Origin of the sequence: Rhodococcus sp. T2V (assembly GCF_029269925.1) — a bacterium.
GTDB classification, from domain to species: domain Bacteria; phylum Actinomycetota; class Actinomycetes; order Mycobacteriales; family Mycobacteriaceae; genus Rhodococcus_F; species Rhodococcus_F koreensis.
Map to the genome: position 1 here is coordinate 1 of NZ_JARJBD010000027.1, position 20,269 is coordinate 20,269.

A 20,269-nucleotide genomic window follows, 5' to 3' on the forward strand; every position below is an offset into this window, starting at 1 on the left:
CTCCGCTCCCCACGCTGACTGCCAGGTGTCTCACGACCATGCTGACAGCCAGCGCGGGCGGTTGACAAGTACTCACGGGTGCGTCAGCGCTCGGCGGGCTTGACTGCGAGGACCGGTTTGCGGCAGCCCAGCAGCAGCCGCTGGGCGGTGCTTCCCATCAGCAGCTTTCCGACGGGGGTGCGGTCGCGGATGCCGATCACGAGCAGTTCCGCGTTCGGCGCCGTCATCGCCTCGAGGATCACGTCGACGGTGTCGTCCCCGACGATCTGCCGGACCTCGTGGCCGATTCCGCTCGCGGCCAGTGTGCCTTCGAGTTCCTGCAGGTGCGCGTTGTCGGCGAACGACTGATCGGCGAGGGAGTCGCCTTTCGACGAGTTGATCACGAGCAGCGACGTTCCGCGCAGCTGCGCCTCCGCGACGCCGTGTTCGAGGGCCGCCCCTCCGAACTGGTCGGGGGTGTATCCGACGACGATCATGCGTGTGCCTTCTCTCTGGTGTCGGTGGAGTCGCCGCCGGCCGGTCCGTCGGGGAAATCGGGGGCCGCGACGGGGTAGTGCGCGCGGACGACCTTGGCGACGAGGGGTGCGATGAGGAGTACGGCGATCACGATGTAGACGATGATCGCGACGGGCTCGGTGAACAGGCTGCCCCAGTCGCCGCCGCCGAGTTGCAAGCTCTGCCGCAGTTGCCGTTCGATGCGCGGCCCGAGGATGACGCCGATGATCAACGGCAGCACCGGCAGCCCGAACCTCCGCATCATCAGACCCAGCAACCCGAACGTCAGCAGCAGCGCCAGGTCGAGCCATTGGAGGTTGACGGCGAACGCGCCCAGGGCGGCGAAGAACAGGATGCCCGCGTACAGGTAGGGGCGCGGGGTGCGAAGCAGCTTCGCCCACAGCGGCGCGAGCGGAAGGTTGAGCACCAGCAGCAGGAAGTTGCCGATGAACAGACTGGCGATCAGCGTCCAGATCAGCAGCGGTTCCTTCTCGAACAGGGTCGGGCCCGGCTGGATGCCGTACGACACGAAGGCCGTCAGCATGACCGCGGCCGTGGCGTTGGTCGGCAGACCGAGCGAGAGCATCGGCACGAGCGTGCCTGCCGCCGACGCGTTGTTGGCGGCCTCGGGGCCTGCGACACCCTCGATGGCGCCCTTGCCGAATTCGTCCTTGTGCTTCGACAGCTTCTTCTCGGTGATGTAGGAGAGGAACGTGGGCAGTTCGGCACCGCCCGCGGGCAGCGCACCGAACGGGAACCCGTAGGCGGTGCCCCGCAGCCACGGCTTCCAGGAACGCTTCCAGTCGCTCCCACCCATCCAGGGCCTGCCGACGGGAATGACCTCGGCCGGTTTGCGGCGGAGGTGCGCGGCGACCCAGAGGGCCTCGCCGAGCGCGAACACGGCGACGGCGACGACGACGATGTCGATCCCGTCCGACAGCTGCGGGATGCCGAACGTGGCACGCGGCTGGCCGGTGAGGAAGTCGATGCCGACCAACCCGATCGCGAGACCGAGGAGCAGGGAGATGCATCCGCGGAGCTTGGAGGTTCCGAGGACCGCGGTGACGGCGACGAGAGCGAGCAGCATGATCGCGAGGTAGGACGGCGCACCGAGGGTGACCGCGAAACTCGAGACGGCAGGCGCGAAGAGCACCAGGAGCATCGTGCCGATGGACCCGGCGACGAACGACCCGATCGCGGCGGTCGCCAGGGCCTGCGCGGCCCTGCCCGCTCTCGCCATCTTGTTGCCTTCGATCGCCGTGATCACCGAGGAGGACTCGCCCGGCGTGTTCAGCAGGATCGACGTCGTCGACCCGCCGTACATGCCGCCGTAGTAGATGCCGGCGAACATGATGAACGCGGCGCTCGGGCTGACGTTGTAGGTGACGGGAAGCAGGAGGGCGACGGTCATGGCCGGTCCGATGCCCGGAAGCACACCGACCGCCGTGCCGAGCAGGACGCCGATGCAGGCGTAGAGCAGGTTCATGGGGGTGGCTGCCTGCTCGAACCCCTGCAGCAGCCAGTTCAGATTGTCCATGTCAGAGAATTCCGTCCAGAATGCCTGCGGGCAGCGGTATTCCGAGCCCGACGTAGAACGCGTAGAAGCTGCCGAATCCGAGCACGGCCCCGATCGCGATGTTGCGCACCCAGTGCCTGCTGCCCAGAATTGTTGCGGCCCCGGCGAACAGGACGGTGCCGATGATCGCCCAGCCCAGGAAGTCGACGAGCGCGATGGTCACCACGAACAACCCGACGAGCAGACCGACTGTCTTCCAGTCGCCCGGGGAGTCCGGATCGACGTCCTCGCCGCTGTCCGCGTCCCCGGTGGAGCCACGCAGGATCGCGACGGCGAACACCACCGACAACACCAGCAGTCCCCCACCGATGACGAGCGGGAACAGTCGCGGGCCCACCGGGTCCACCTTCGCGAAGCCCTCGCTGAGCGACAGCGCGTCGACGACGAGGAACGCCCCGATCACGGCCAGCACCGCGCACACGACGAACTGCGCGTAGTCCCTCCGCTTCGGCGCCCTGTCCGCGGAGACGGCGGACGGTTCTGCGGGCGCGGTCATGCCAGCCCCAATTCGGCCAGCGTGGACGAGACCCGCTCGTCCTGGTCCCGGAGGAACTGCTCGAACTCCGGTCCCGTCATGAAGGCGTCACTCCAACCGTTCTTCACCAGGGCCTCCTTCCATTCCGGTGTGTCGTGCAACTTTTCAAGCGCCTCGACCATGTCGGCCTTGGCGCCGTCGGACAGCCCGGGCGGCGCCAGGACGCCCCGCCAGTTGGTGAAGGTCAGGTCCACTCCGGCCTCGGTGAGCGTCGGCGCGTCGACGCCTTCGACCCGCTCGTTTCCCGACACCGCGAGGACCCGGACCTGGCCGGCCTCGATCTGGTCCACGTACTCGCCGAGGCCCGACGTGCCCGCGGTGATCTTCTTACCGAGAAGGGCCGTCAGCAGGTCGCCGCCGCCGTCATAGGACACGTAGTTCACCGCGTTCGGGTCCACTCCCACCGCGCGTGCCGTCTCCATCGGGAACAGGTGGTCGGGGCCGCCGGGCGAGGAACCGCCGCCGATGGTGATCGACGCCGGGTCCGCACGCCAGGCCGCAACGAAGTCGTCGATGGTCTGCAGTGGCGAATCCGCGGGCACGAGAATGCCCTCCTGCTCCTCGACCATCTTGGCCAGGGCGGTCGCGTCGGAGACCCGTGCGGTGGAGCCGTTGGTGTATCCGGCGCCGACGACGCCGAGGCCCATCATCATCATGAGGTCGTCGTTGCCGGCCTCGTTCATCAGCCGGGCCATCGCCACCGTTCCACCTGCGCCGATCACGTTGAAGACCTCGACGCGGCCGGTGATGTCCTCGTCTTCCATGATCTTCACCGCGGTCCGCGCCGTGAGGTCGTAGCCGCCGCCCGGACTGTTCGGAACCATCATCCGCACCCTGTGCAGGCCCTCGTCCTCGCCGCGGGTGACCCCGCAGCCGGCCACGAGGAGGCCCACGAGCGCGAGCAGGAGCAGCGCGCGTACCCTGCTCCCGCTACCTGTTCTCGACATCGTTCCCCATTTCGCCATGAATGTGATCTTCCGCAATACTGAACCTCTGGCGTGATGCACGTCACCTATGCGAACGAAACGGAACTTAAGTTCATTGTGGTCACCACTTCATCCCCGCGTTCGTAGCCTCGCGGGCCAGGTCCTGCTCCTCCAGCTCGTCGTCGTCGCCGTCGTGCTGCTCGCGGTGGCCGCGGTGTCGGTCCACCAGTCGACCGTGGAGTTCCGCGACCTCCAGGGACAGCGCATGATCGCGGTGGCCGAGAACGTGGCGTCGACGCCGGTGGTGCGCGACCAGCTGTCGGACCGCTCGGTCGAGCGGGTGCTGGCACCGGAGGTCGATCGCGCCGTCAACCTGTCGGGCGCCACGCTCGCCGAGATCGTCGCGCCGAACGGGGCGGTCACCGTGTCGTCGGATCCGACCCGGCTCGGGGTTCCCGCGGAACTCGGGGCCAGCGACGTGATGACCGGACGCGCCTGGTCGGGCGACGTGGACGTCGACGGGCGCCGCGCCATCGTCGGGCACGTCCCGATCCTGTCCGCGACCGGGGACGTCCTGGCGGTCGTCTCCGTCAGCGACGACTACCCGTCCATCTGGGACCTGCTCAGCAGCGCGGGGGCGCGCCTGCTCCTGTACCTCGGAATCGGCGCCGGTCTGGGGCTTCTCGGTTCGTGGCTGCTGTCCCGCCGGATCAAGACCCACACCCGCGGACTCGAAATCGCCGAGATCGCAAGTCTCGCCGACCATCGCGAGGCCCTGCTGCACAGCATCCGCGAGGGGGTGGTCGCGGTGAACCCCGACGGTGTGATCACCGTGCTCAACGACAGCGCCCAGGAATTGCTCGACCTCACCGGCGACGCCGTCGGCAGGCACGTCGACGACGTCGCGCTCGACCCGGCCGTCCGGCAGTACCTCCTCACCGGGGAGGACGGCCGCGACGTGGTGCTGTCGACGTCGTCGCGGATGCTCGCCTTGAGCCGCCGCGCCGCGACCAGCCAGGGCCACGCGATCGGCACCGTCACCACGATGCGCGACAGCACCGAACTGGCGTCGATGCAGAGCCAGCTGTCTTCGCACAAGAGTGTCACCGACACCCTGCGGGCGCAGACGCACGAGTTCGCCAACCAGCTGCACACGATCTCGGGGCTGACGCAGCTCGGCGACTACGACGCGGTCACCGAGTTCGTCGGCACCCTCACCCGCCGCCGGGCTGAGATCAGTGACGCTGTCACGCAACGTATCTCGGATCCCGCCGTGGCCGCGCTGCTGATCGCGAAGACGTCGCTCGCCGCCGAGACCGGGGTGTCGCTGACGCTGGAACCGGACTCACACCTGCACGCCCTCGACCCCGAACTCGCCACCGACGTGATCACCGTGCTCGGCAACCTCATCGACAACGCCGTCGACGTCTCCGAGGGCGGCCGGGACGCACGGATCTCGATCCGGATCACCGACGACGACGGCATTCTCATCGAGGTCGCCGATTCCGGGCCCGGAGTTCCCGAGACGATGCGGGAGGAGATCTTCTCCCGCGGGGTCACCTCGAAGCCCGGCACGCCCGGCGGCCGCGGAATCGGGCTCGCCCTGGTCCGTCTCGTCAGCTCCCAGCACGGCGGGTCCGCGGCCGTCTCGGACGCACCCGGCACCGGTGGTGCCTTGTTCACCGTCCACGTGCCGCGTAGCTAGACTCTCCGATCATGACGGGACGGCGCGGCGATGTATGAGGTCCTGGTCGTCGACGACGACTTCATGGTCGCGGAGATCCACCGCCGATTCGTCGACAAGACACCGGGGTTCACCACGGTCGGGGTGGCGCGGACCGCCGCGGAGGCCCTCGAATCGGTGCGCACCGGCAACCCCGACCTCGTGCTCCTGGACGTGTACCTGCCGGACATGTCCGGCCTCGACGTCCTGCAGCGACTGCGCGCCGAGGGCAACGCCGTGGGCGTCATCATGATCACCGCCGCCCGGGAGATCGACACTGTCAGCCGCGCACTGCACGGCGGCGCCTCCGACTATCTGGTCAAGCCGTTCGACTACACGCAGCTGCAGGAGAAACTCGAGAACTTCCGGCGCCGCGCCCGCGCTCTCGAATCACAGTCCGGCGCAGACCAATCCCTGATCGACTCCCTGTTCGGGGGCAAGGGCAAGAATCCGGAACCGAGCCGGCTGCCGAAGGGGCTCAGCGCCGAAACCGGCCGCCTGGTGCTCGACATCCTGCGGTCGAAGGGCGAGCTGTCGTCGACCGAGTGCGCCGAACTCGCCGGACTGTCCCGGGTCAGTGTCCGCCGCTACCTCGAGCACTACCTGTCCGAGGGACTGCTGGAGGTCCGGCTGGAGTACGGGGGTGCCGGCAGGCCCGTGCGCCGGTACCGGCCGGCACCCCGCTGACCCCAGGCTCCGTCAGGATCGGGTGCAGGTGCCGGGCAGCGCGAACGGTGTCGAATCGCCCGCACCGCGGCTCTCCGCGCGCTGCAACAGGCCGAGTGTGGCAGCGCCGAAGGCCGGTGAGTAGGACACCGAGTCGGTGCACCCGCCGTGGTCGAGGCCCCCGACGAGGGCGACGACCCGCGAACCCGCCACCCACGGGCCACCACTCGTTCCGTCGCCGAGACCGTCGCAGACCACCGTCGGATAGCTGTCCGTCGACGTGGTCGCGGCGGTGCACGACACCGGACTGTCGCCCAGCATCGGGTAGCCGGTGACCGCCACCGTGGTCTCGGCTTCCGGGGCGGGCGCCAGTTCGAAGCCGCCACCGACCACCGATTCGACGGGGGCGGGCACGGTGGTTCCACTCGGCGCCACCCGGAGGACGGCGTAGTCGTGCTGGGGGTCCTGCGACTCCAGCCAGGCGGGGTCGACGTAGATCTGGGACACCGTCCACAGTCCGAACGGGGCCACGCCGCGGTCGTATCCGGGCGCAAACGACAGGGCACCGCCGGACCCTGCGATGCAGTGCGCGGCGGTGAGCACGAGGTCGCCGTCCGTGCTGTCCAGGACCGATCCGGTGCAGACGTGGATCGGCGTCCCGGCCAGGAACAGCGGACCGACGCGTGGGTCCGGTGCGGCGGGCGCGGCGGTGGCCGGAACCCCGGCCACCCAGGCAGCCAGCAGCATGCCTACTGCGACTGCCCCCAGGACGGACGTGCGGGTGGGCGTGAGCACAGGACCATCATGCTCCGCCCGGCAGGCGCGGGCGGGCCGATTTCTGCTACCTGCCGCCGGGGTCAGCCGCGTTGCGGAAGCTGCTGCAGCGCCCACTGGTTGCCGTCGGGATCGGCGAAATACACGAAGCGCCCCCATGCCAGATCCTGCACCTCGCTGACGGGCACACCGCGGGAGGACAGTTCCGCGTGGGCGGCATCGGCGTCGTCGATGACGATCTGCAACCCGTGCACCGAGCCGGGCGAGGTGTCGACCAGGCCCTCGCCGACGGCGATCGAGCAGGCCGACCCGGGCGGAGTGAGCTGGACGAACCGCACATTCTCGTCCACGCGGTGATCGTGGTCGACGACGAAGCCGACCTGGTCGGCGTAGAACGCCTTGGCCCGGTCCACATCGGACACCGGCAGAATGATCAGCTCGATTTTGTAGTCCATGACCGGATGCTAGCGACGGTCTCCGGCGCCCGGGCCGAAACGCTCACGCCTGCTGCGCGGCCTTCTCGGCGGCCTGCGCCTGCGCGACCTGTTGCGGGGTGAAGCGGATGAACAGCGCGGCGAATCCGGCGATGAGGGCGCAGCCGGCGCTGCCGACGAGGGCGAACGTGTAGCCGTTGCCCAGTGCCTCGAGTTGCGCCGGATTCATGTCCGCGACCTTGCCGGAGATGCCGCCGAGCGAGAGGGTGCGCGACGTGGCCATCGCCCCGATGACGGCGAGGGCAAGAGGTCCGCCAAGGGTCTGCGCCACCTGCGCGATGGCGGCGAGCGGCCCGATCTCCGTTTCCGACACCCCGGCGATGGCACACAGCGGGAGCGGGACCACGGCGAGTCCGACGCCGAACCCGATGCCGATGACCGGGACGAACAGGTTGGCCAGATAGGTGGCGGAACTGTCGAGGGTCGACCCGTAGAGCAGCCCGACCACCATGATCGTGGCGCCGGCGACCACCAGCCACCGCGGCTGGATCCGCACGGCGAGCTTGGACGCCACCGCGGCCGCGCTGCCGAGGCCGAACGCGAACGGGATGAACGCGAGGCCCGCCTCCAGCGGGCTGTAGCCGAGGATGTCCTGGACGAACAACGCGACGAACGCGGCGACCGTGAACATGACGGCACCGGCGAAGAAGATCGCGACGAGCGTCGCCACCCGGTTCTTGTCGTGGAACAGCGAGAACGGCAGCAGTGGGTTGTCGGCGGTCCGTTCGACGTACAGGAACGCGCCGAACAGCAGCAGCCCGGCGATGAGCGCGCCGATCACGTACGGACTCCCCCATCCGAGTTCCGGGCCCTCGGTGAGCGCGAACACCACACCCGTCGCCGCGACCGTCGCGAGGACCGCGCCGGGAACGTCGAGGGCCAGGCGCTCGCCCGCCGTCTCCTTCAACGCCACGAACGCGCACCCCACGATGACGACCCCGATGGGCACGTTGATGAGGAAGATCAGGCGCCACGACACCTCGGTGAGCGCGCCGCCGATGATCAGGCCCGCGATCGACCCGATGCCCGTCATGGCCGCGAAGATCGCGATGGCCTGGTTGCGTGCGGGTCCGGCCGCGAACGTGGTCGCGACCAGGGCCAGCGCCGTCGGCGAGGCCACCGCGGCGCCGACGCCCTGCAGGAACCGGGCCGCGATCAGCATGAACTCGCCCACCGCCAGGCCACACATCAGCGAGGCGACGGTGAACAGGGCGACACCGCCGACGAACATCTTCTTCCGGCCGAACGCGTCACCGAGCCGTCCGCCCAGGAGCATGAGGCCACCGAATGCGAGCGCGTACGACGTGAGCACCCAGTTGCGGCCGCTGTCGCTCAGCCCCAGGTCCGCCTGCAGCGGCGCGAGGGCCAGGTTCGCGACGGTGCCGTCGAGGACCACCATCATCTGCAGCCCGCTCAGCACGACGATCGCCAGCCCCATCACGCGGGTGGCGGCGGGCGGATTCACCGTGGCTCTCGCCGCAGACTGGTTCGACGCCGGCGCGCCTTCGGGTACTCGGGATTCAGACACGGGGGTTCACGTTACCCAGCGTCCACAGAAAACCCGGCCACGGGCCCGATGACCACGATGGCGGGGGGACGGATCTGCTCTTCCTTGACCCGCGCGGCCACGGTCTGGAGATCGGCCCGCAGGGTGCGCTGCGTCCGCAGCGTGCCCTCCTGGATCACCGTGACCGGGGTATCCACGGGACGCCCGCCGTCCATCAGGACGGTCGCGAACGCCTCGATACGTTCGACGGCCATCAGCAACACGATCGTGCCCTTCAACCGGGCCAGCGCCGACCAGTCGACGAGGGAATCCGGGTGGTCGGGGGCGACGTGACCGCTGACGACGACGAACTCGTGGGTGACGCCCCGGTGGGTGACCGGGATGCCGGCGGCCGACGGCACCGAGATGGCGCTGGTGATCCCGGGGACGACCGTGACGGGCACACCCGCCGCCGCGCACGCCTCCAGTTCCTCGTAGCCGCGCCCGAACACGTACGGGTCGCCGCCCTTGAGCCGCACCACGAACTTGCCTGCCTTCGCACCGTCGACGAGGGCGGCGTTGATCGCCTCCTGCGCCATCGCGCGGCCGTACGGAATCTTCGCGGCGTCGATGACCTCGACGTCCGACCCCAGTTCGGCGAGCAGTTCGGGCGGGGCGAGACGATCGGCGACCACCACGTCGGCCCGGGCCAGCAGTCGACGGCCGCGCACGGTGATGAGGTCGGGATCGCCCGGACCGCCGCCCACCAGCGCGACACCGGCCGCCGGATGGTCGGCCGTGTCGGCGACCGCACCCGATTGCAGGCCCTCGACGAGGGCGGTGCGCACGGCGGCGGACCGACGGTGGTCGCCGCCGGCCAGCACGCCGATGCTCATCCCGTCGTAGCTCGCGCTCGCCGGAGTGACGGCGGTGCCGGAGCGGGCGTTGTCGGCGCGGACACAGAAGACACGGTTCCGCTCGGCCTCCGCGACGATCGCCGCGTTGGTGTCCGGTTCGTCCGTGCACGCGATGGCGTACCAGGCGTCGGCGAGGTCGCCGTCCCGGTACTCGCGAAGTTCCACTGTGATCTGTCCCGCAGTGGCCATTCCCTCGACCGCCGGCGTGACCGCGCGGCTGATCAGGTGGACCCGCGCACCCGACGCGATCAGGAGCCCGAGCCTGCGCTGCGCCACCGTTCCGCCACCGACCACGACCACACGGCGATCGGCCAAATTGAGTCCGACCAGGTAGTTGGTCTCGTCTCCGGTGGCAGCAGTCACGCGCTCTCCCCGTTTCTCCAGAAAATCCTGCACGTCTCGTCTCGAACCTACGAAACTTTACGGGCTGCCGCGACGACGACGCCATTCGCGGACCACTTGGTCACGATCAGGGGCCCGCCGCCCGCGCCGAGCACGGCCGCCGCTTCCGCGACGCTCGGCGATCCCGTCGCCGAGTGGACCCGGTCCGACGGGTTCGCCACCTCGACGGCGGCGAGTTCCGCCGCCGCGAATCCGCGGACGGGGACACCCAACGCCGCCGCCGCATCCCGGACAGCCGGGTCCACGGACTTACGGTCGAGGGTGCACAGGCAGTCGAGAGTCCCGGCCGAATCCGGGCCCGCGGACGTCAGCACGTGCCGGACGGCGGCGAGGATGTCCGCGCTGTCCGCGGCCGCGCGGAACCCGACGCCGACGCAGATGTCACCCATGCGCGGCGAAGGTGCGGGCCGCGGCCACGAAACGGGTGATCGCCGCCGGGTGACCCGCGGGGTGGGTGTGCAGGTACGAGGCGTGCACGCCGCCGCGCACGAATCCCTCGCGCGCAGGGTCACCGTCCCAGGGCCGCCAGCCCCAGGCCGGCGCGAAGCCGTCCGCCTCCGCCGCGGTGAGCGACGTGCGATGGAACTCGTGGCCGACCACCCGCTCACCGGCCGCGAAGAGCGTGGAGTCCGTGACCGCCACCGCCTCGCGGTACCCGAGCGTGAGACGAGACCCGAACGAGGCGTCGACCCCGACCACGGAGGCCATCGCGTGCCCGTCGAGGCTGCGGGCGAGGTAGAGCAGACCGGCGCATTCGGCATGGATCGGCGCCCCCGCTGTGGCGAGTGCGCGTATCTGCGACAGGAGCGCAGAGTTTTCCGCGAGCGCGACGGCGTGCTCCTCGGGGAAACCACCGGGCAGCACCACGCCGCTCGTGCCGGGTGGCAACGCGTCGTGCAGGGGGTCGAACGTGATCACGTCCGCACCGGCGGCGTCCAGGAGTTCGCGGTGCTCGGCGTACCCGAACGTGAACGCCCGGCCCCCGGCGATCGCCACGGTCGGGCGCGGGCCGGGCGGAAGTGCTCCGACCTCCGCAGCGGGATCCCACACCGGCCCGTCGACCGCCGAGGACGCGAGCGCGCGGATGGCGGGCAGGTCGAGGTGGCGGGCGGCCAATCGGGTCATGGCGTCCACGGCGTTCACGGCGTCGGCGCCGTGCTCCGCGGCCGGGATCAGCCCGAGATGGCGGGACGGGACCTCCAGTTCGGCCATTCGCGGCACGGCGCCGAGCACGGGGAGCCCGACGCGCTCGCACGCCTGCCGCAGCACCTGTTCGTGCCGTGGGCTGCCCACCCGGTTGAGGATCACCCCGCCGATGCGAACCCCGGAGTCGTACGTGGAGAAGCCGTGCAGGACGGCGGCCAGGCTCTGACTGTGGCCGCGAGCGTCCACCACGAGCACCACGGGGGCGCCGAGCAGCGCGGCCACCTGGGCCGTCGATCCCTCCGCCGACGGCTCGTGGGACGCGGCGTCGATCTTGCCGTCGAACAGGCCCATGACGCCCTCGACGACCGCGACGTCGCATCCCGAACTCCCGTGCCGGTACAGCGGGGCGATCCGCTCCGCGCCGACCATGACCGGGTCCAGGTTGCGTCCCGGACGTCCGGCCGCGAGCCCGTGGTATCCAGGGTCGATGTAGTCGGGGCCGACCTTGAACGGCGCCACCGCGCAGCCGGACTCGCGCAGCGCCCCCACCAAACCGGTTGCGACAGTGGTCTTTCCACTACCCGATGCGGGGGCGGCGATGACCACCGCGGGCACAGCGGCGAGGGTGGTCACCACTCGATGCCCCGCTGGCCCTTCCGGCCGGCGTCCATCGGATGCTTGATCTTGGTCATCTCCGTCACCAGATCCGCCGCGTCGATCAGCGCCTGCGGGGCGTCGCGGCCCGTGATCACGACGTGCTGGTTGCCCGGCCGGTTCCGCAGGACCTCGACCACCTCGTCGACATCCACCCACCCCCACTTCAGGGGATACGTGAATTCGTCGAGCACGTAGAACCGGTGTTCCTCGGCGCCCAGCCGGCGCGCGATCTCGGTCCACCCCTCGGCGGCCGCGGCGGCGTGGTCCTCCTCGCTGCCGTGCTTACGCGTCCAGGACCAGCCCTCGCCCATCTTGTGCCACTGCACCGCCCCGCCGACACCGGTGTCCTCGTGCAGTTGGCCGAGCGCACGGAAGGCCGCTTCCTCCCCCACCTTCCACTTGGCGCTCTTGACGAACTGGAACACTCCGACGTCGAATCCCTGATTCCAGGCGCGCAGCGCCATGCCGAACGCAGCCGTCGACTTCCCCTTGCCCGGCCCGGTGTGGACCGCGAGCACGGGAGCGTTGCGCCGTTGACGCGTGGTGAGGCCGTCGTTCGGAACGTTCTCGGGAACACCCTTGGGCATGTGTCTTCTCTCTCCCTACCGAATCCGCGTCCGGGTCAGGCCGCGGCGCGGACGACGCCCGCGACCTGCTGCGCGGACAATTCGCCGAGCCGGACGTAACCACCCCGCAGCCGGCGGGACAGCTCCGCGGCCAGCCCGAGCCGGACCATCCCGGTCTCGCAGTCGACGACCACCGACGCGACCGCGCTGTCCGCGAGCAGGCCCGCGGCCACCTTCGCCCGGTGCAGTGCGTCCTTGCCGCCGGTCGCCCGTCCGTCGGTCAGCGCGACGACGAGAGCGCGGCGCTGCGGGTCGCGGAGCCGTTCCCGCAGCACGACCTCGCGCGCGCGCAGAAATCCTTCTGCCAGTGGCGATTTGCCACCCGTCTTCATTCCCTGCAGACGGCGGACGGCGATGTCGACCGACGAGGTGGGCGGCAGGACGAGTTCCGCGGCCCGTCCGCGGACCGTGATCACCGCCACCTTGTCGCGGCGCTGGTAGGCGTCGCGGAGCAGTGAGACGACGGCGCCGGTCACCGCCGACAACCGGTCACGGGCCGCCATCGACCCGGATGCATCGACGACGAACACCACGAGATTGCCCTCGCGGCCTTCGCGGATCGCTCCGCGCAGATCGACGGAATCGAGGATCATCCGTCCGGCGGTCCGGCCGCGGGCCACCTGCTGCCCGGCGGCGGCGAAGAGCGTGCCCACCAGGTGGAGTCCGTGCCCCGACTCGGCGGTGGAGCGCACCGCGCGACCGCGCGACGAGCGGGAACGGGAACGCCGGCCCGGCGCGCCCTCGCCGACCCCGGGTACCTCGAGCAGTTTGGTGGTGAACTGGGTGCCGGCCGGCCCGGCCGGGCGCTCCGGCGGCGCCGGTACGCCGCCTCCGGGCCCGTCGGGATCGTCGGGTCCCTCCGGGTCGGTGTCCGTGCCGTCCGCCGCGGGCGGTGCGCCGGGGGAAGATCCGGGTTCCTGCTCCGGCGGTTCCCCGGCACCGGACCGCGCATCCTCGTCGGCCTGCCGGAGGGCGTCGTCGAGTTGCTGTTCGTCGAGACCGGGTTCGTCGAACGGATCCCGGCGGCGACGGTGCGGCAGGGTCAGTTCAGCGGCCACCCGCACGTCCTCCGCCTCGACGGCCCCGGCGCCCCGCCACGCGGCGTGCGCGGTCGCGGTGCGGGCGAGGACGAGATCGGCGCGCATGCCGTCCACGTCGAACGACGCACAGAGAGAAGCGATTCGGCGCAACTCGACGTCGTCGAGCACGACGGAGTCGAGCCGGTCGCGGGCCTCGCGGATGGCGGCGGCGAGGGCGGCGTCCTGCGCGGCGTAGCGCTCGACGAACCCCGCGGGATCACGCTCGAAGTCCAGCCGCCGCCGGACCACCTCCATGCGCACGTCCACCTCCCGCGACGCCGCGACGTCGACGGCCAGCCCGAACCGGTCGAGAAGCTGCGGCCGGAGCTCGCCCTCCTCCGGATTCATCGTGCCGACCATGACGAACCGGGCGGCGTGCGAATGCGAGATGCCGTCCCGTTCGACGTGGACGCGGCCCATCGCGGCGGCGTCGAGGAGCACGTCGACCAGATGGTCGTGCAGGAGATTGACCTCGTCGACGTAGAGAACGCCCTGATGAGCAGCCGACAGCAGTCCCGGTTGGAACGCGCGCTCACCGTCGCGCAGCACCTTCTCGAGATCGAGGGAACCGACGACGCGGTCTTCCGTGGCGCCGACCGGCAATTCGATCAGCCGCGCCGGGCGGGTGCCGTTCTCGTCCTGCACCGCCGGGAGCAGGGCGGTGAGAGCGCGGACCACCGTCGACTTGGCCGTCCCCTTCTCACCGCGCACCAGCACTCCGCCGATACCGGGATGGACCGCGCAGAGGACGAGGGCCAGCCGCAGCCGGTCCTGGCCGACCACCGCACTGAACGGAAATCCCCACGAAAAGTCGGGTCGAACCTGGTCCACTTCACGATCCGTACGCACGCTGCATCCCTTCACGTCCCGGTTTCCTCGCCGAGAGCTTTGGCCGGTACGAACGCCGCGGCAATCTGGCTGGGAGACCGGATCGGCAACCAGGGTGATGGCAGCCGGTCAGAGATCCGTCACAGTGGCGGGACCGCGCCTGATTCGAACAGGACTTCCCCGCGGACATTCACCTGACGACCCTAGTCGGCGCTCACTTCCCAGCGCTCGACGGGGCCGCCTCCGCCACCTCGTACGCCGCGGCACCGCCGCCGCGTCGCATGGGGACGTGCGGGATCCCGTCCTCGACGAACTCTTCGCCGTCCGGCCGGAAACCGTGCTTGGCGTACATGTCCACCAGGTACGTCTGCGCGTTGATCCGGCACGGCGCGTCCCCGACCTCGGCGAGCGCGGCGCGCAGCAGACGCGTGGTGTGGCCCTGACCGCGCGCCGGCCGCGCCGTGCACAGCCGGCCGATGCGGAACGACTTGGTGCCGTCGGCGTGCTCCTCGAGGAGGCGGAGCGTGCAGACCACCTGACCGTCCTGCTCCAGCCAGAAGTGGCGCGTCTCGGCCAGCAGGTCCCGGCCGTCGAGTTCCGGGTACGGGCACGCCTGCTCGACAACGAAGACCTCTACGCGGAGCTGGAGCAACTCGTAGAGCGTCTTGTTGTCGAGATCGAGTGCCCACGAACGCTTGAGTGCTGCAGTTGCCGTCATGACAGGCAACTATCGCACAGCACCCGTGAGTGCGCGCGCCCGTGGACCCGCGCCGAGCGGTCGGTCAGACCGCGACCGACGCGTCCTCGACCTTGCTGGTATCGAGCTGGAGCACCTTCGACGTCCAGTCCCACACTTGCGAGAACAGGCCGGTGTCGTCGGAGAGCTTGACGCCGAGCGAGGGCACCATTTCCTGGAGCTTCGGCTTCCACGACTCGTACTGCGTCGGGAAGCAGCGCTGCAGCACGTCGAGCATGGCGGGCACCGCGGTGGACGCACCCGGCGACGCACCGAGGAGGCCTGCGATGCTGCCGTCGCCGGCGTTGACGACGGCGGTGCCGAATTCGAGGACACCGCCCTTGCCCTTGGCGCGGCGGATGACCTGGACGCGCTGGCCCGCGGTGATCAGCTCCCAGTCCTTGCCGAGCGCCTTCGGGACGAACTCCCGCAGGGTGTCGATGCGGCCGGCCTCGGACATCGCGAGCTCACTGATCAGGTACTTGACGAGACCCAGTTCGCTGACGCCGACACCGAGCATCGACAGCAGGTTGTTCGGCTTGACCGAGCTGGGCAGGTCGGTGACCCGGCCCTGCTTGAGGAACTTGGGCGACCAGCCGGCGTACGGTCCGAACAGCAGTCCGGGCTTGCTGCCGATCACGCGGGTGTCGAGGTGCGGCACCGACATGGGGGGCGCGCCGACGGCGGCCTTGCCGTAGACCTTGGCGCGGTGCTGGTCGATGAGCTCCGGGTTGGTGCAGCGCAAGAACGCGCCGCTGACGGGGAACCCGCCGAATCCCTTGGCCTCCGCGATCCCGGACTTCTGCAGCAGGTGCAGTGCACCGCCGCCGGCCCCGACGAACACGAACTTGGCGCGCACGACCTTCTTGGCACCGTTGCGGCGGTTGGTGACCTTGACCACCCAGCTGCCGTCGGACTGCTTGGTGAGGTCGGTGACCTCGTGCCCGAAGTGGACGACGCCGCCGGACGCGCCGACGTAGCCGAGAAGCTGCTTGGTGAGGGCGCCGAAGTCGACGTCGGTGCCGTCCTGGGTCCAGTTGAGGGCGATCGGATCGCTGAAGTCGCGGCCCTTCGCCATCAACGGCAGCCGGCGGGTGAACTCGTCGGGGGCGTCGATGTACTCCATGCCCGCGAACAGGGGGTGACCGGCGAGGGCGTCGTAGCGGGCCCGCAGGTACTTCGCGTTGGCCTCGCCGTGCACGAAGCTCACGTGCGGGATGGGGTTGATGAACTCCTTGGGCTGCGTCAGCACACCGCTCTCGACGCCGTGCGCCCAGAACTGCCGCGACACCTGGAACTGTTCGTTCACGTTGACGGCCTTCGTGATGTCCACGGTGCCGTCGGCGTTCTGCGGGGTGTAATTGAGCTCACACAGCGCGGAGTGGCCGGTGCCCGCGTTGTTCCACGGGTCGCTGCTCTCGGCGGCTACTGCGTCGAGCCGCTCGAATGTGGTGATCGACCAATCGGGCTGCACCTGACGCAGGATCGCTCCCAGCGTCGCGCTCATGATGCCCGCGCCAACCAGCACTACATCCGTTTTCGTCTCTACCGCATTCTGATCTGACACTGGAGTATCGACTTCCTTGTCCATAGCCGTACGCGCATACGCCTGCCGTGTTCGCCGGATAGGTTACCCGCGCGTATGGGCGAAAATCACCTGCCCCAATTGTGCGCCTCCCCGCACCCCCGAAACGCACATTAGATTGTGATCTGTGACTACTTGGGCTCCCGACGTTCTCGGCGACGGTTATCAGCAGCTGACCATCCCTCTCGGCACCGACCCCGACGGCGAGGGCGAGGTGAAGGCCACGCTGATCCGCTACCAGCCCCCGCAGGAGACGAAGAAGACCGGCCGCGCCGTGCTCTACGTCCACGGATTCACCGATTACTTCTTCCAGAAACACCTGGCCGAGCACTTCGCCGAACAGGGTTACGCGTTCTTCGCACTCGATCTGCGCAAGTGCGGGCGCTCCCTCGAACCGGGGCAGACGCCGCATTTCGTCTCCGACCTGAGCCTGTACGACGCCGAACTGGACGAGGCGTTGCGCCAGGTCCGGGAGCAGACCGCCGACGGCGAGGTCCTGCTGGTCGCGCATTCGACGGGCGGCCTGGTGCTGCCGCTGTGGCTGCACCGCCTGCAGCGCAAGGCGGGCGGCACCGCAGCCCTCGGCATCAGCGGAGTCATCCTCAACAGCCCGTGGTTCGACCTGCAAGGTCCGTCGTACCTGCGGAACGTCGGGACGGTGGCCGTCGACGCGGTCGGGCGGGTCAAGCGCAAGTCGATCATCCCGAAGACCGGGCTCGACACGTACGGCGTCAGCCTGCACGTCGAGGGCAACGGCATCTGGAACTACAACCTCGACTGGAAGCCGCTGAGCGGTTTCCCCGTGACATTCGGGTGGCTGCGCGCGGTGCGCCGCGGGCACGCGCAGTTGCACCGGGGACTGGACATCGGGGTTCCCGCCCTGATCCTGCGTTCCAAGGCCTCGTACTTCGCGCCGCGGTACGACCCCCGGGTCGACACGGCGGACGCCGTCCTCGACGTCCGGCAGATCGCGCGCTGGGCGGGGTGCCTCGGCGACCGCACCACGATCGTGCCGATCGCGGGCGCCCGGCACGACGTGTTCCTGTCCGCCGACCAGCCCCGCGCCGAGGCTTTCGCCGAGGTGGACCTGTGGCTCGAGTGGCTGCACGGCCACAACGCGGCGGAGGCCAACCGGTGACACATTTCGATCTGGCGATCATCGGGTCGGGGTCCGGCAACTCGCTGCCCGACGAACGGTTCGCGGACAGGAAGATCGCGATCCTGGAGGAGGGCACGTACGGCGGGACGTGCCTGAACGTCGGCTGCATCCCGACGAAGATGTTCGTCTACGCCGCGGAGGTGGCCCGCACGGTCACCGGTTCCGCCAAGTACGGCGTCGACGCCCAACTCGAGGGTGTGCGCTGGCCCGACATCGTCAAACGGGTCTTCGGCCGCATCGACCCGATCTCGGCCGGCGGGGAACGCTACCGCGCCGAGGACAGCCCGAACACGACGCTGTTCCGCGGGCACGCGACGTTCACAGGCCCGCGGACCCTCGACACCGGGACCGGGGAGGTGATCACGGCCGACCAGGTGGTCGTCGCCGCGGGATCACGGCCGATCATTCCCGACGTCGTCCGGGAGTCGGGCGTGCCGTACTACACGAACAACGACATCATGCGGCTGCCGGAACTGCCCGAGCGGATGGTGATCATCGGCGCGGGATTCATCGCGGCCGAGTTCGCGCACGTGTTCTCCGCGCTGGGCACCCGGGTGTCGCTGATCGCGCGCAGCGCACGCCTGCTCCGCCACCTCGACGAGGACGTCTCCCGCCGATTCACGGCTCTCGCCGAGCAGAAGTGGGACGTGCACCGCGGGCACGCCGTGACGGCCGTGCGCCGGGACGGTGACGGCGTCGCCGTCGAACTCGCGGACGGCACCGTCGTCTCGGGCGACGTTCTCCTGGTGGCCACCGGGCGGCAGTCGAACGGCGACGCCGTCGGGGCCGCCGCCGGCGGCATCGAACTCGACGACGAGGGACGCGTCGTGGTCGACGACTTCCAACGGACCAGCGCCGAAGGTGTGTACGCGCTCGGCGACGTCTCCTCGCCGTACCAGCTCAAGCACGTCGCCAACCACGAGGCCCGGGTCGTTCAGCACAATCTGCTGCAGGACGCGTGGAAGGACACGTCGGAGCTGCGCGCCTCGGACCACCGGTTCGTTCCCGCCGCCGTGTTCACCGACCCGCAGATCGCGCACGTCGGGCTGACCGAGGCCGAGGCCCGGGAGGCCGGCTGGGACGTCACGGTGAAGGTGCAGGCGTATGGCGACGTCGCGTACGGGTGGGCGATGGAGGACGACGAGGGTCTCTGCAAGGTCGTCGCGGAACGGGGCACCGGGCGTCTGCTGGGGGCACACGTGATCGGCGCCCAGGCGCCGACGGTGATCCAGCCGCTGATCCAGGCGATGAGCTTCGGGTTGACGGCGCAGCAGGTGGCGCGGGGACAGTACTGGATCCACCCGGCGATGCCCGAGGTGGTCGAGAACGCTCTCCTCGGCCTCGACCTGTCGTTCGAATGACGGTCGCCAAATCCGTCGCGCTGTTCGCCGTCGCGGCGCTGTTCGAGATCGGCGGCGCGTGGCTGGTGTGGCAGGGCGTCCGCGAACACCGGGGCTGGATCTGGATCGGCGCCGGTGTCGCGGCGCTGGGAGCGTACGGGTTCGTCGCGACGATGCAGCCGGACGCCAACTTCGGCCGCATCCTCGCCGCCTACGGCGGGGTGTTCGTCGCGGGCTCGCTGATCTGGGGCATGGTGGCCGACGGTTTCCGCCCGGACCGCTGGGATGTCTCGGGCGCCCTCATCTGCCTGCTGGGCATGGCCGTCATCATGTACGCCCCACGCTGAGCCCGGCCGGGCTCGGCGTGGGGCGTCAGGTCTACCAGGGGCTGGTGCGGAGCACGATCTCGGTGGCCAGCTCCGCGGCCGCGGCCGCGGGGACGTTGCTGACGCCGTCGAGTTGGACGACGCGGAAGTCGGAGTAGACGAAGCGTCCGCTGGCGTCCGCCTCGGCGCGCCGGTCGGGGTCCCCGACCATCACGGTCGTGGGGAGTTCGACCGCCGGACAGTCGGATCCGCGCACCGCACCCGCGGCGTCGGGCGCCGCCGGATGCCCCCGGTCGGCGACGACGAGGCTCGCGAAGCGCCCGAACTGGCGCGCCGCCAGCGACCAGGCCAGTTCGGCCCCTTCCCGGCTGCCGACGAGGTTGACCCATCCGACCTTCAGCTCGTCGAGCAGGCCCATGACCGCCGCTTCGTCGAGACCGGTGATGTCCTCGGGCACGATCGTGCGCAGGTCCGAATTGTGCAGGCGCTCGCAGACGCCGTCGTAGACATCCGGCCCGTCGCCGGCCCCCGGTAGCAGCAGAACGGTGTGCTTGCTCTCCGGTCCGTCGATCCGGACCGTGCAATTTCCATTTCCCACCGCCACGTGCGTCAGTTCCATGGGCTAAAAACTACGCGATCGGGGACCTCTCGCGCTCGGACCGCCCTAGTTCCATGGTTCGTTGCACGAGTCATGAACCGATCAACCGGCGAGGCGGGCGTCGATGATCGACAACGGCAGACCGCTGTTCCGGCGCGGGGTCGCGGCTCTCGCGGGCATGACCTCCGCGCTCGG

Annotated in this window: 20 protein-coding genes; 5 read left to right on the forward strand and 15 right to left on the reverse strand. The window is 69.9% G+C overall.

Annotation, left to right across the window (positions count from 1 at the left end):
* Positions 1-83 precede the first annotated feature (83 nt).
* Genes P3H15_RS22515 through P3H15_RS22530 form a run of 4 tightly spaced genes read right to left on the reverse strand, consistent with a single transcriptional unit; the run spans position 84 to position 3,553 of the window.
* Positions 84-476, reverse strand: coding sequence for a universal stress protein (locus P3H15_RS22515; RefSeq protein ID WP_276139273.1), 393 nt, complete (start codon positions 474-476; stop codon positions 84-86).
* Positions 473-2,032 carry a tripartite tricarboxylate transporter permease gene (locus tag P3H15_RS22520; RefSeq protein ID WP_276139274.1) on the reverse strand — a complete coding sequence of 520 codons (1,560 nt, stop codon included), beginning with the start codon at positions 2,030-2,032 and terminating at the stop codon, positions 473-475. Before P3H15_RS22520 ends, P3H15_RS22515 begins: the two co-directional genes overlap by 4 nt.
* A gap of 1 nt (position 2,033) precedes the next feature.
* Positions 2,034-2,567: a tripartite tricarboxylate transporter TctB family protein gene (locus P3H15_RS22525; protein WP_276139275.1), complete on the reverse strand. Its 534-nt coding sequence runs from the start codon at positions 2,565-2,567 to the stop codon at positions 2,034-2,036.
* On the reverse strand, positions 2,564-3,553 hold the full coding sequence (locus P3H15_RS22530; protein ID WP_276139357.1) for a tripartite tricarboxylate transporter substrate binding protein: 990 nt from the start codon (positions 3,551-3,553) through the stop codon (positions 2,564-2,566). Before P3H15_RS22530 ends, P3H15_RS22525 begins: the two co-directional genes overlap by 4 nt.
* Positions 3,554-3,620: 67 nt before the next feature.
* On the opposite strand from P3H15_RS22530, the gene P3H15_RS22535 reads away from it, so the two are divergent.
* Positions 3,621-5,237: an ATP-binding protein gene (locus tag P3H15_RS22535; protein WP_276139276.1), complete on the forward strand. Its 1,617-nt coding sequence runs from the start codon at positions 3,621-3,623 to the stop codon at positions 5,235-5,237.
* 30 nt (positions 5,238-5,267) lie between these two features.
* The gene (locus P3H15_RS22540) at positions 5,268-5,942 is read left to right on the forward strand and encodes a response regulator (RefSeq protein WP_087555714.1); all 675 of its coding nucleotides are present in this window, start codon (positions 5,268-5,270) and stop codon (positions 5,940-5,942) included.
* A gap of 12 nt (positions 5,943-5,954) precedes the next feature.
* Here P3H15_RS22540 and P3H15_RS22545 read toward each other — a convergent pair whose 3' ends face one another.
* The 10 genes from P3H15_RS22545 to mqo all read right to left on the reverse strand — a co-directional run bounded on the left by P3H15_RS22545 (position 5,955) and on the right by mqo (position 16,657).
* Positions 5,955-6,716 (reverse strand): serine protease, encoded by a 762-nt coding sequence (locus tag P3H15_RS22545; protein ID WP_276139277.1) that lies wholly within the window; start codon positions 6,714-6,716, stop codon positions 5,955-5,957.
* Between the two features lie 62 nt (positions 6,717-6,778).
* Entirely contained in the window at positions 6,779-7,150 is a 372-nt protein-coding gene (locus P3H15_RS22550) for a glyoxalase superfamily protein (protein WP_276139278.1), read from the reverse strand.
* Between the two features lie 43 nt (positions 7,151-7,193).
* Complete coding sequence (locus tag P3H15_RS22555) at positions 7,194-8,627, reverse strand: MFS transporter (RefSeq protein WP_276139358.1); 1,434 nt, start codon at positions 8,625-8,627, stop codon at positions 7,194-7,196.
* A 101-nt stretch (positions 8,628-8,728) separates the two neighbouring features.
* Positions 8,729-9,955 carry a uroporphyrinogen-III C-methyltransferase gene (cobA, locus tag P3H15_RS22560; RefSeq protein ID WP_276139279.1) on the reverse strand — a complete coding sequence of 409 codons (1,227 nt, stop codon included), beginning with the start codon at positions 9,953-9,955 and terminating at the stop codon, positions 8,729-8,731.
* Positions 9,956-10,002: 47 nt separating this feature from the next.
* Positions 10,003-10,383, reverse strand: coding sequence for a cobalamin biosynthesis protein (locus tag P3H15_RS22565; protein ID WP_276139280.1), 381 nt, complete (start codon positions 10,381-10,383; stop codon positions 10,003-10,005).
* Positions 10,376-11,776, reverse strand: a complete 1,401-nt coding sequence (locus tag P3H15_RS22570) for a cobyrinate a,c-diamide synthase (protein WP_276139281.1) — start codon at positions 11,774-11,776, stop codon at positions 10,376-10,378. The genes P3H15_RS22565 and P3H15_RS22570 overlap by 8 nt, the downstream gene beginning before the upstream one ends.
* Positions 11,770-12,384 carry a cob(I)yrinic acid a,c-diamide adenosyltransferase gene (gene cobO, locus P3H15_RS22575; protein WP_276139282.1) on the reverse strand — a complete coding sequence of 205 codons (615 nt, stop codon included), beginning with the start codon at positions 12,382-12,384 and terminating at the stop codon, positions 11,770-11,772. The genes P3H15_RS22570 and cobO overlap by 7 nt, the downstream gene beginning before the upstream one ends.
* Before the next feature lie 35 nt (positions 12,385-12,419).
* Positions 12,420-14,333: a magnesium chelatase subunit D family protein gene (locus tag P3H15_RS22580; protein ID WP_276139359.1), complete on the reverse strand. Its 1,914-nt coding sequence runs from the start codon at positions 14,331-14,333 to the stop codon at positions 12,420-12,422.
* A gap of 211 nt (positions 14,334-14,544) precedes the next feature.
* Complete coding sequence (locus P3H15_RS22585; RefSeq protein ID WP_276139283.1) at positions 14,545-15,048, reverse strand: GNAT family N-acetyltransferase; 504 nt, start codon at positions 15,046-15,048, stop codon at positions 14,545-14,547.
* A 64-nt stretch (positions 15,049-15,112) separates the two neighbouring features.
* Positions 15,113-16,657, reverse strand: a complete 1,545-nt coding sequence (gene mqo, locus P3H15_RS22590; protein ID WP_072937847.1) for a malate dehydrogenase (quinone) — start codon at positions 16,655-16,657, stop codon at positions 15,113-15,115.
* A gap of 121 nt (positions 16,658-16,778) precedes the next feature.
* On the opposite strand from mqo, the gene P3H15_RS22595 reads away from it, so the two are divergent.
* The 3 genes from P3H15_RS22595 to P3H15_RS22605 are packed head-to-tail and all read left to right on the forward strand — an operon-like array spanning position 16,779 to position 19,497.
* Positions 16,779-17,789 carry an alpha/beta hydrolase gene (locus P3H15_RS22595; protein WP_276139284.1) on the forward strand — a complete coding sequence of 337 codons (1,011 nt, stop codon included), beginning with the start codon at positions 16,779-16,781 and terminating at the stop codon, positions 17,787-17,789.
* Positions 17,786-19,171, forward strand: coding sequence for a mycothione reductase (mtr, locus tag P3H15_RS22600; RefSeq protein ID WP_276139285.1), 1,386 nt, complete (start codon positions 17,786-17,788; stop codon positions 19,169-19,171). Before P3H15_RS22595 ends, mtr begins: the two co-directional genes overlap by 4 nt.
* On the forward strand, positions 19,168-19,497 hold the full coding sequence (locus P3H15_RS22605) for a YnfA family protein (RefSeq protein ID WP_015890329.1): 330 nt from the start codon (positions 19,168-19,170) through the stop codon (positions 19,495-19,497). Before mtr ends, P3H15_RS22605 begins: the two co-directional genes overlap by 4 nt.
* A 31-nt stretch (positions 19,498-19,528) precedes the next feature.
* Here the strand turns inward: P3H15_RS22605 and P3H15_RS22610 are convergent, their stop codons facing one another.
* A complete protein-coding gene (locus P3H15_RS22610; protein WP_095860754.1) occupies positions 19,529-20,095 on the reverse strand; it encodes an alpha/beta fold hydrolase in 567 nt (188 codons plus the stop codon).
* Positions 20,096-20,269 lie beyond the last annotated feature (174 nt).

Coding starts and splice junctions, on each gene's coding strand:
- P3H15_RS22610 (WP_095860754.1), bottom strand. CDS start 20,095: ATGGAACTGACGCACGTGGCGGTGGGAAATGGAAATTGCACGGTCCGG.
- P3H15_RS22550 (WP_276139278.1), bottom strand. CDS start 7,150: ATGGACTACAAAATCGAGCTGATCATTCTGCCGGTGTCCGATGTGGAC.
- P3H15_RS22520 (WP_276139274.1), bottom strand. CDS start 2,032: ATGGACAATCTGAACTGGCTGCTGCAGGGGTTCGAGCAGGCAGCCACC.
- P3H15_RS22525 (WP_276139275.1), bottom strand. CDS start 2,567: ATGACCGCGCCCGCAGAACCGTCCGCCGTCTCCGCGGACAGGGCGCCG.
- cobO (WP_276139282.1), bottom strand. CDS start 12,384: ATGCCCAAGGGTGTTCCCGAGAACGTTCCGAACGACGGCCTCACCACG.
- mqo (WP_072937847.1), bottom strand. CDS start 16,657: ATGGACAAGGAAGTCGATACTCCAGTGTCAGATCAGAATGCGGTAGAG.
- P3H15_RS22540 (WP_087555714.1), top strand. CDS start 5,268: ATGTATGAGGTCCTGGTCGTCGACGACGACTTCATGGTCGCGGAGATC.
- P3H15_RS22585 (WP_276139283.1), bottom strand. CDS start 15,048: ATGACGGCAACTGCAGCACTCAAGCGTTCGTGGGCACTCGATCTCGAC.
- P3H15_RS22565 (WP_276139280.1), bottom strand. CDS start 10,383: ATGGGTGACATCTGCGTCGGCGTCGGGTTCCGCGCGGCCGCGGACAGC.
- P3H15_RS22515 (WP_276139273.1), bottom strand. CDS start 476: ATGATCGTCGTCGGATACACCCCCGACCAGTTCGGAGGGGCGGCCCTC.
- P3H15_RS22530 (WP_276139357.1), bottom strand. CDS start 3,553: ATGTCGAGAACAGGTAGCGGGAGCAGGGTACGCGCGCTGCTCCTGCTC.
- P3H15_RS22555 (WP_276139358.1), bottom strand. CDS start 8,627: ATGGGGCTGGCGATCGTCGTGCTGAGCGGGCTGCAGATGATGGTGGTC.
- P3H15_RS22535 (WP_276139276.1), top strand. CDS start 3,621: ATGCGAACGAAACGGAACTTAAGTTCATTGTGGTCACCACTTCATCCC.
- P3H15_RS22605 (WP_015890329.1), top strand. CDS start 19,168: ATGACGGTCGCCAAATCCGTCGCGCTGTTCGCCGTCGCGGCGCTGTTC.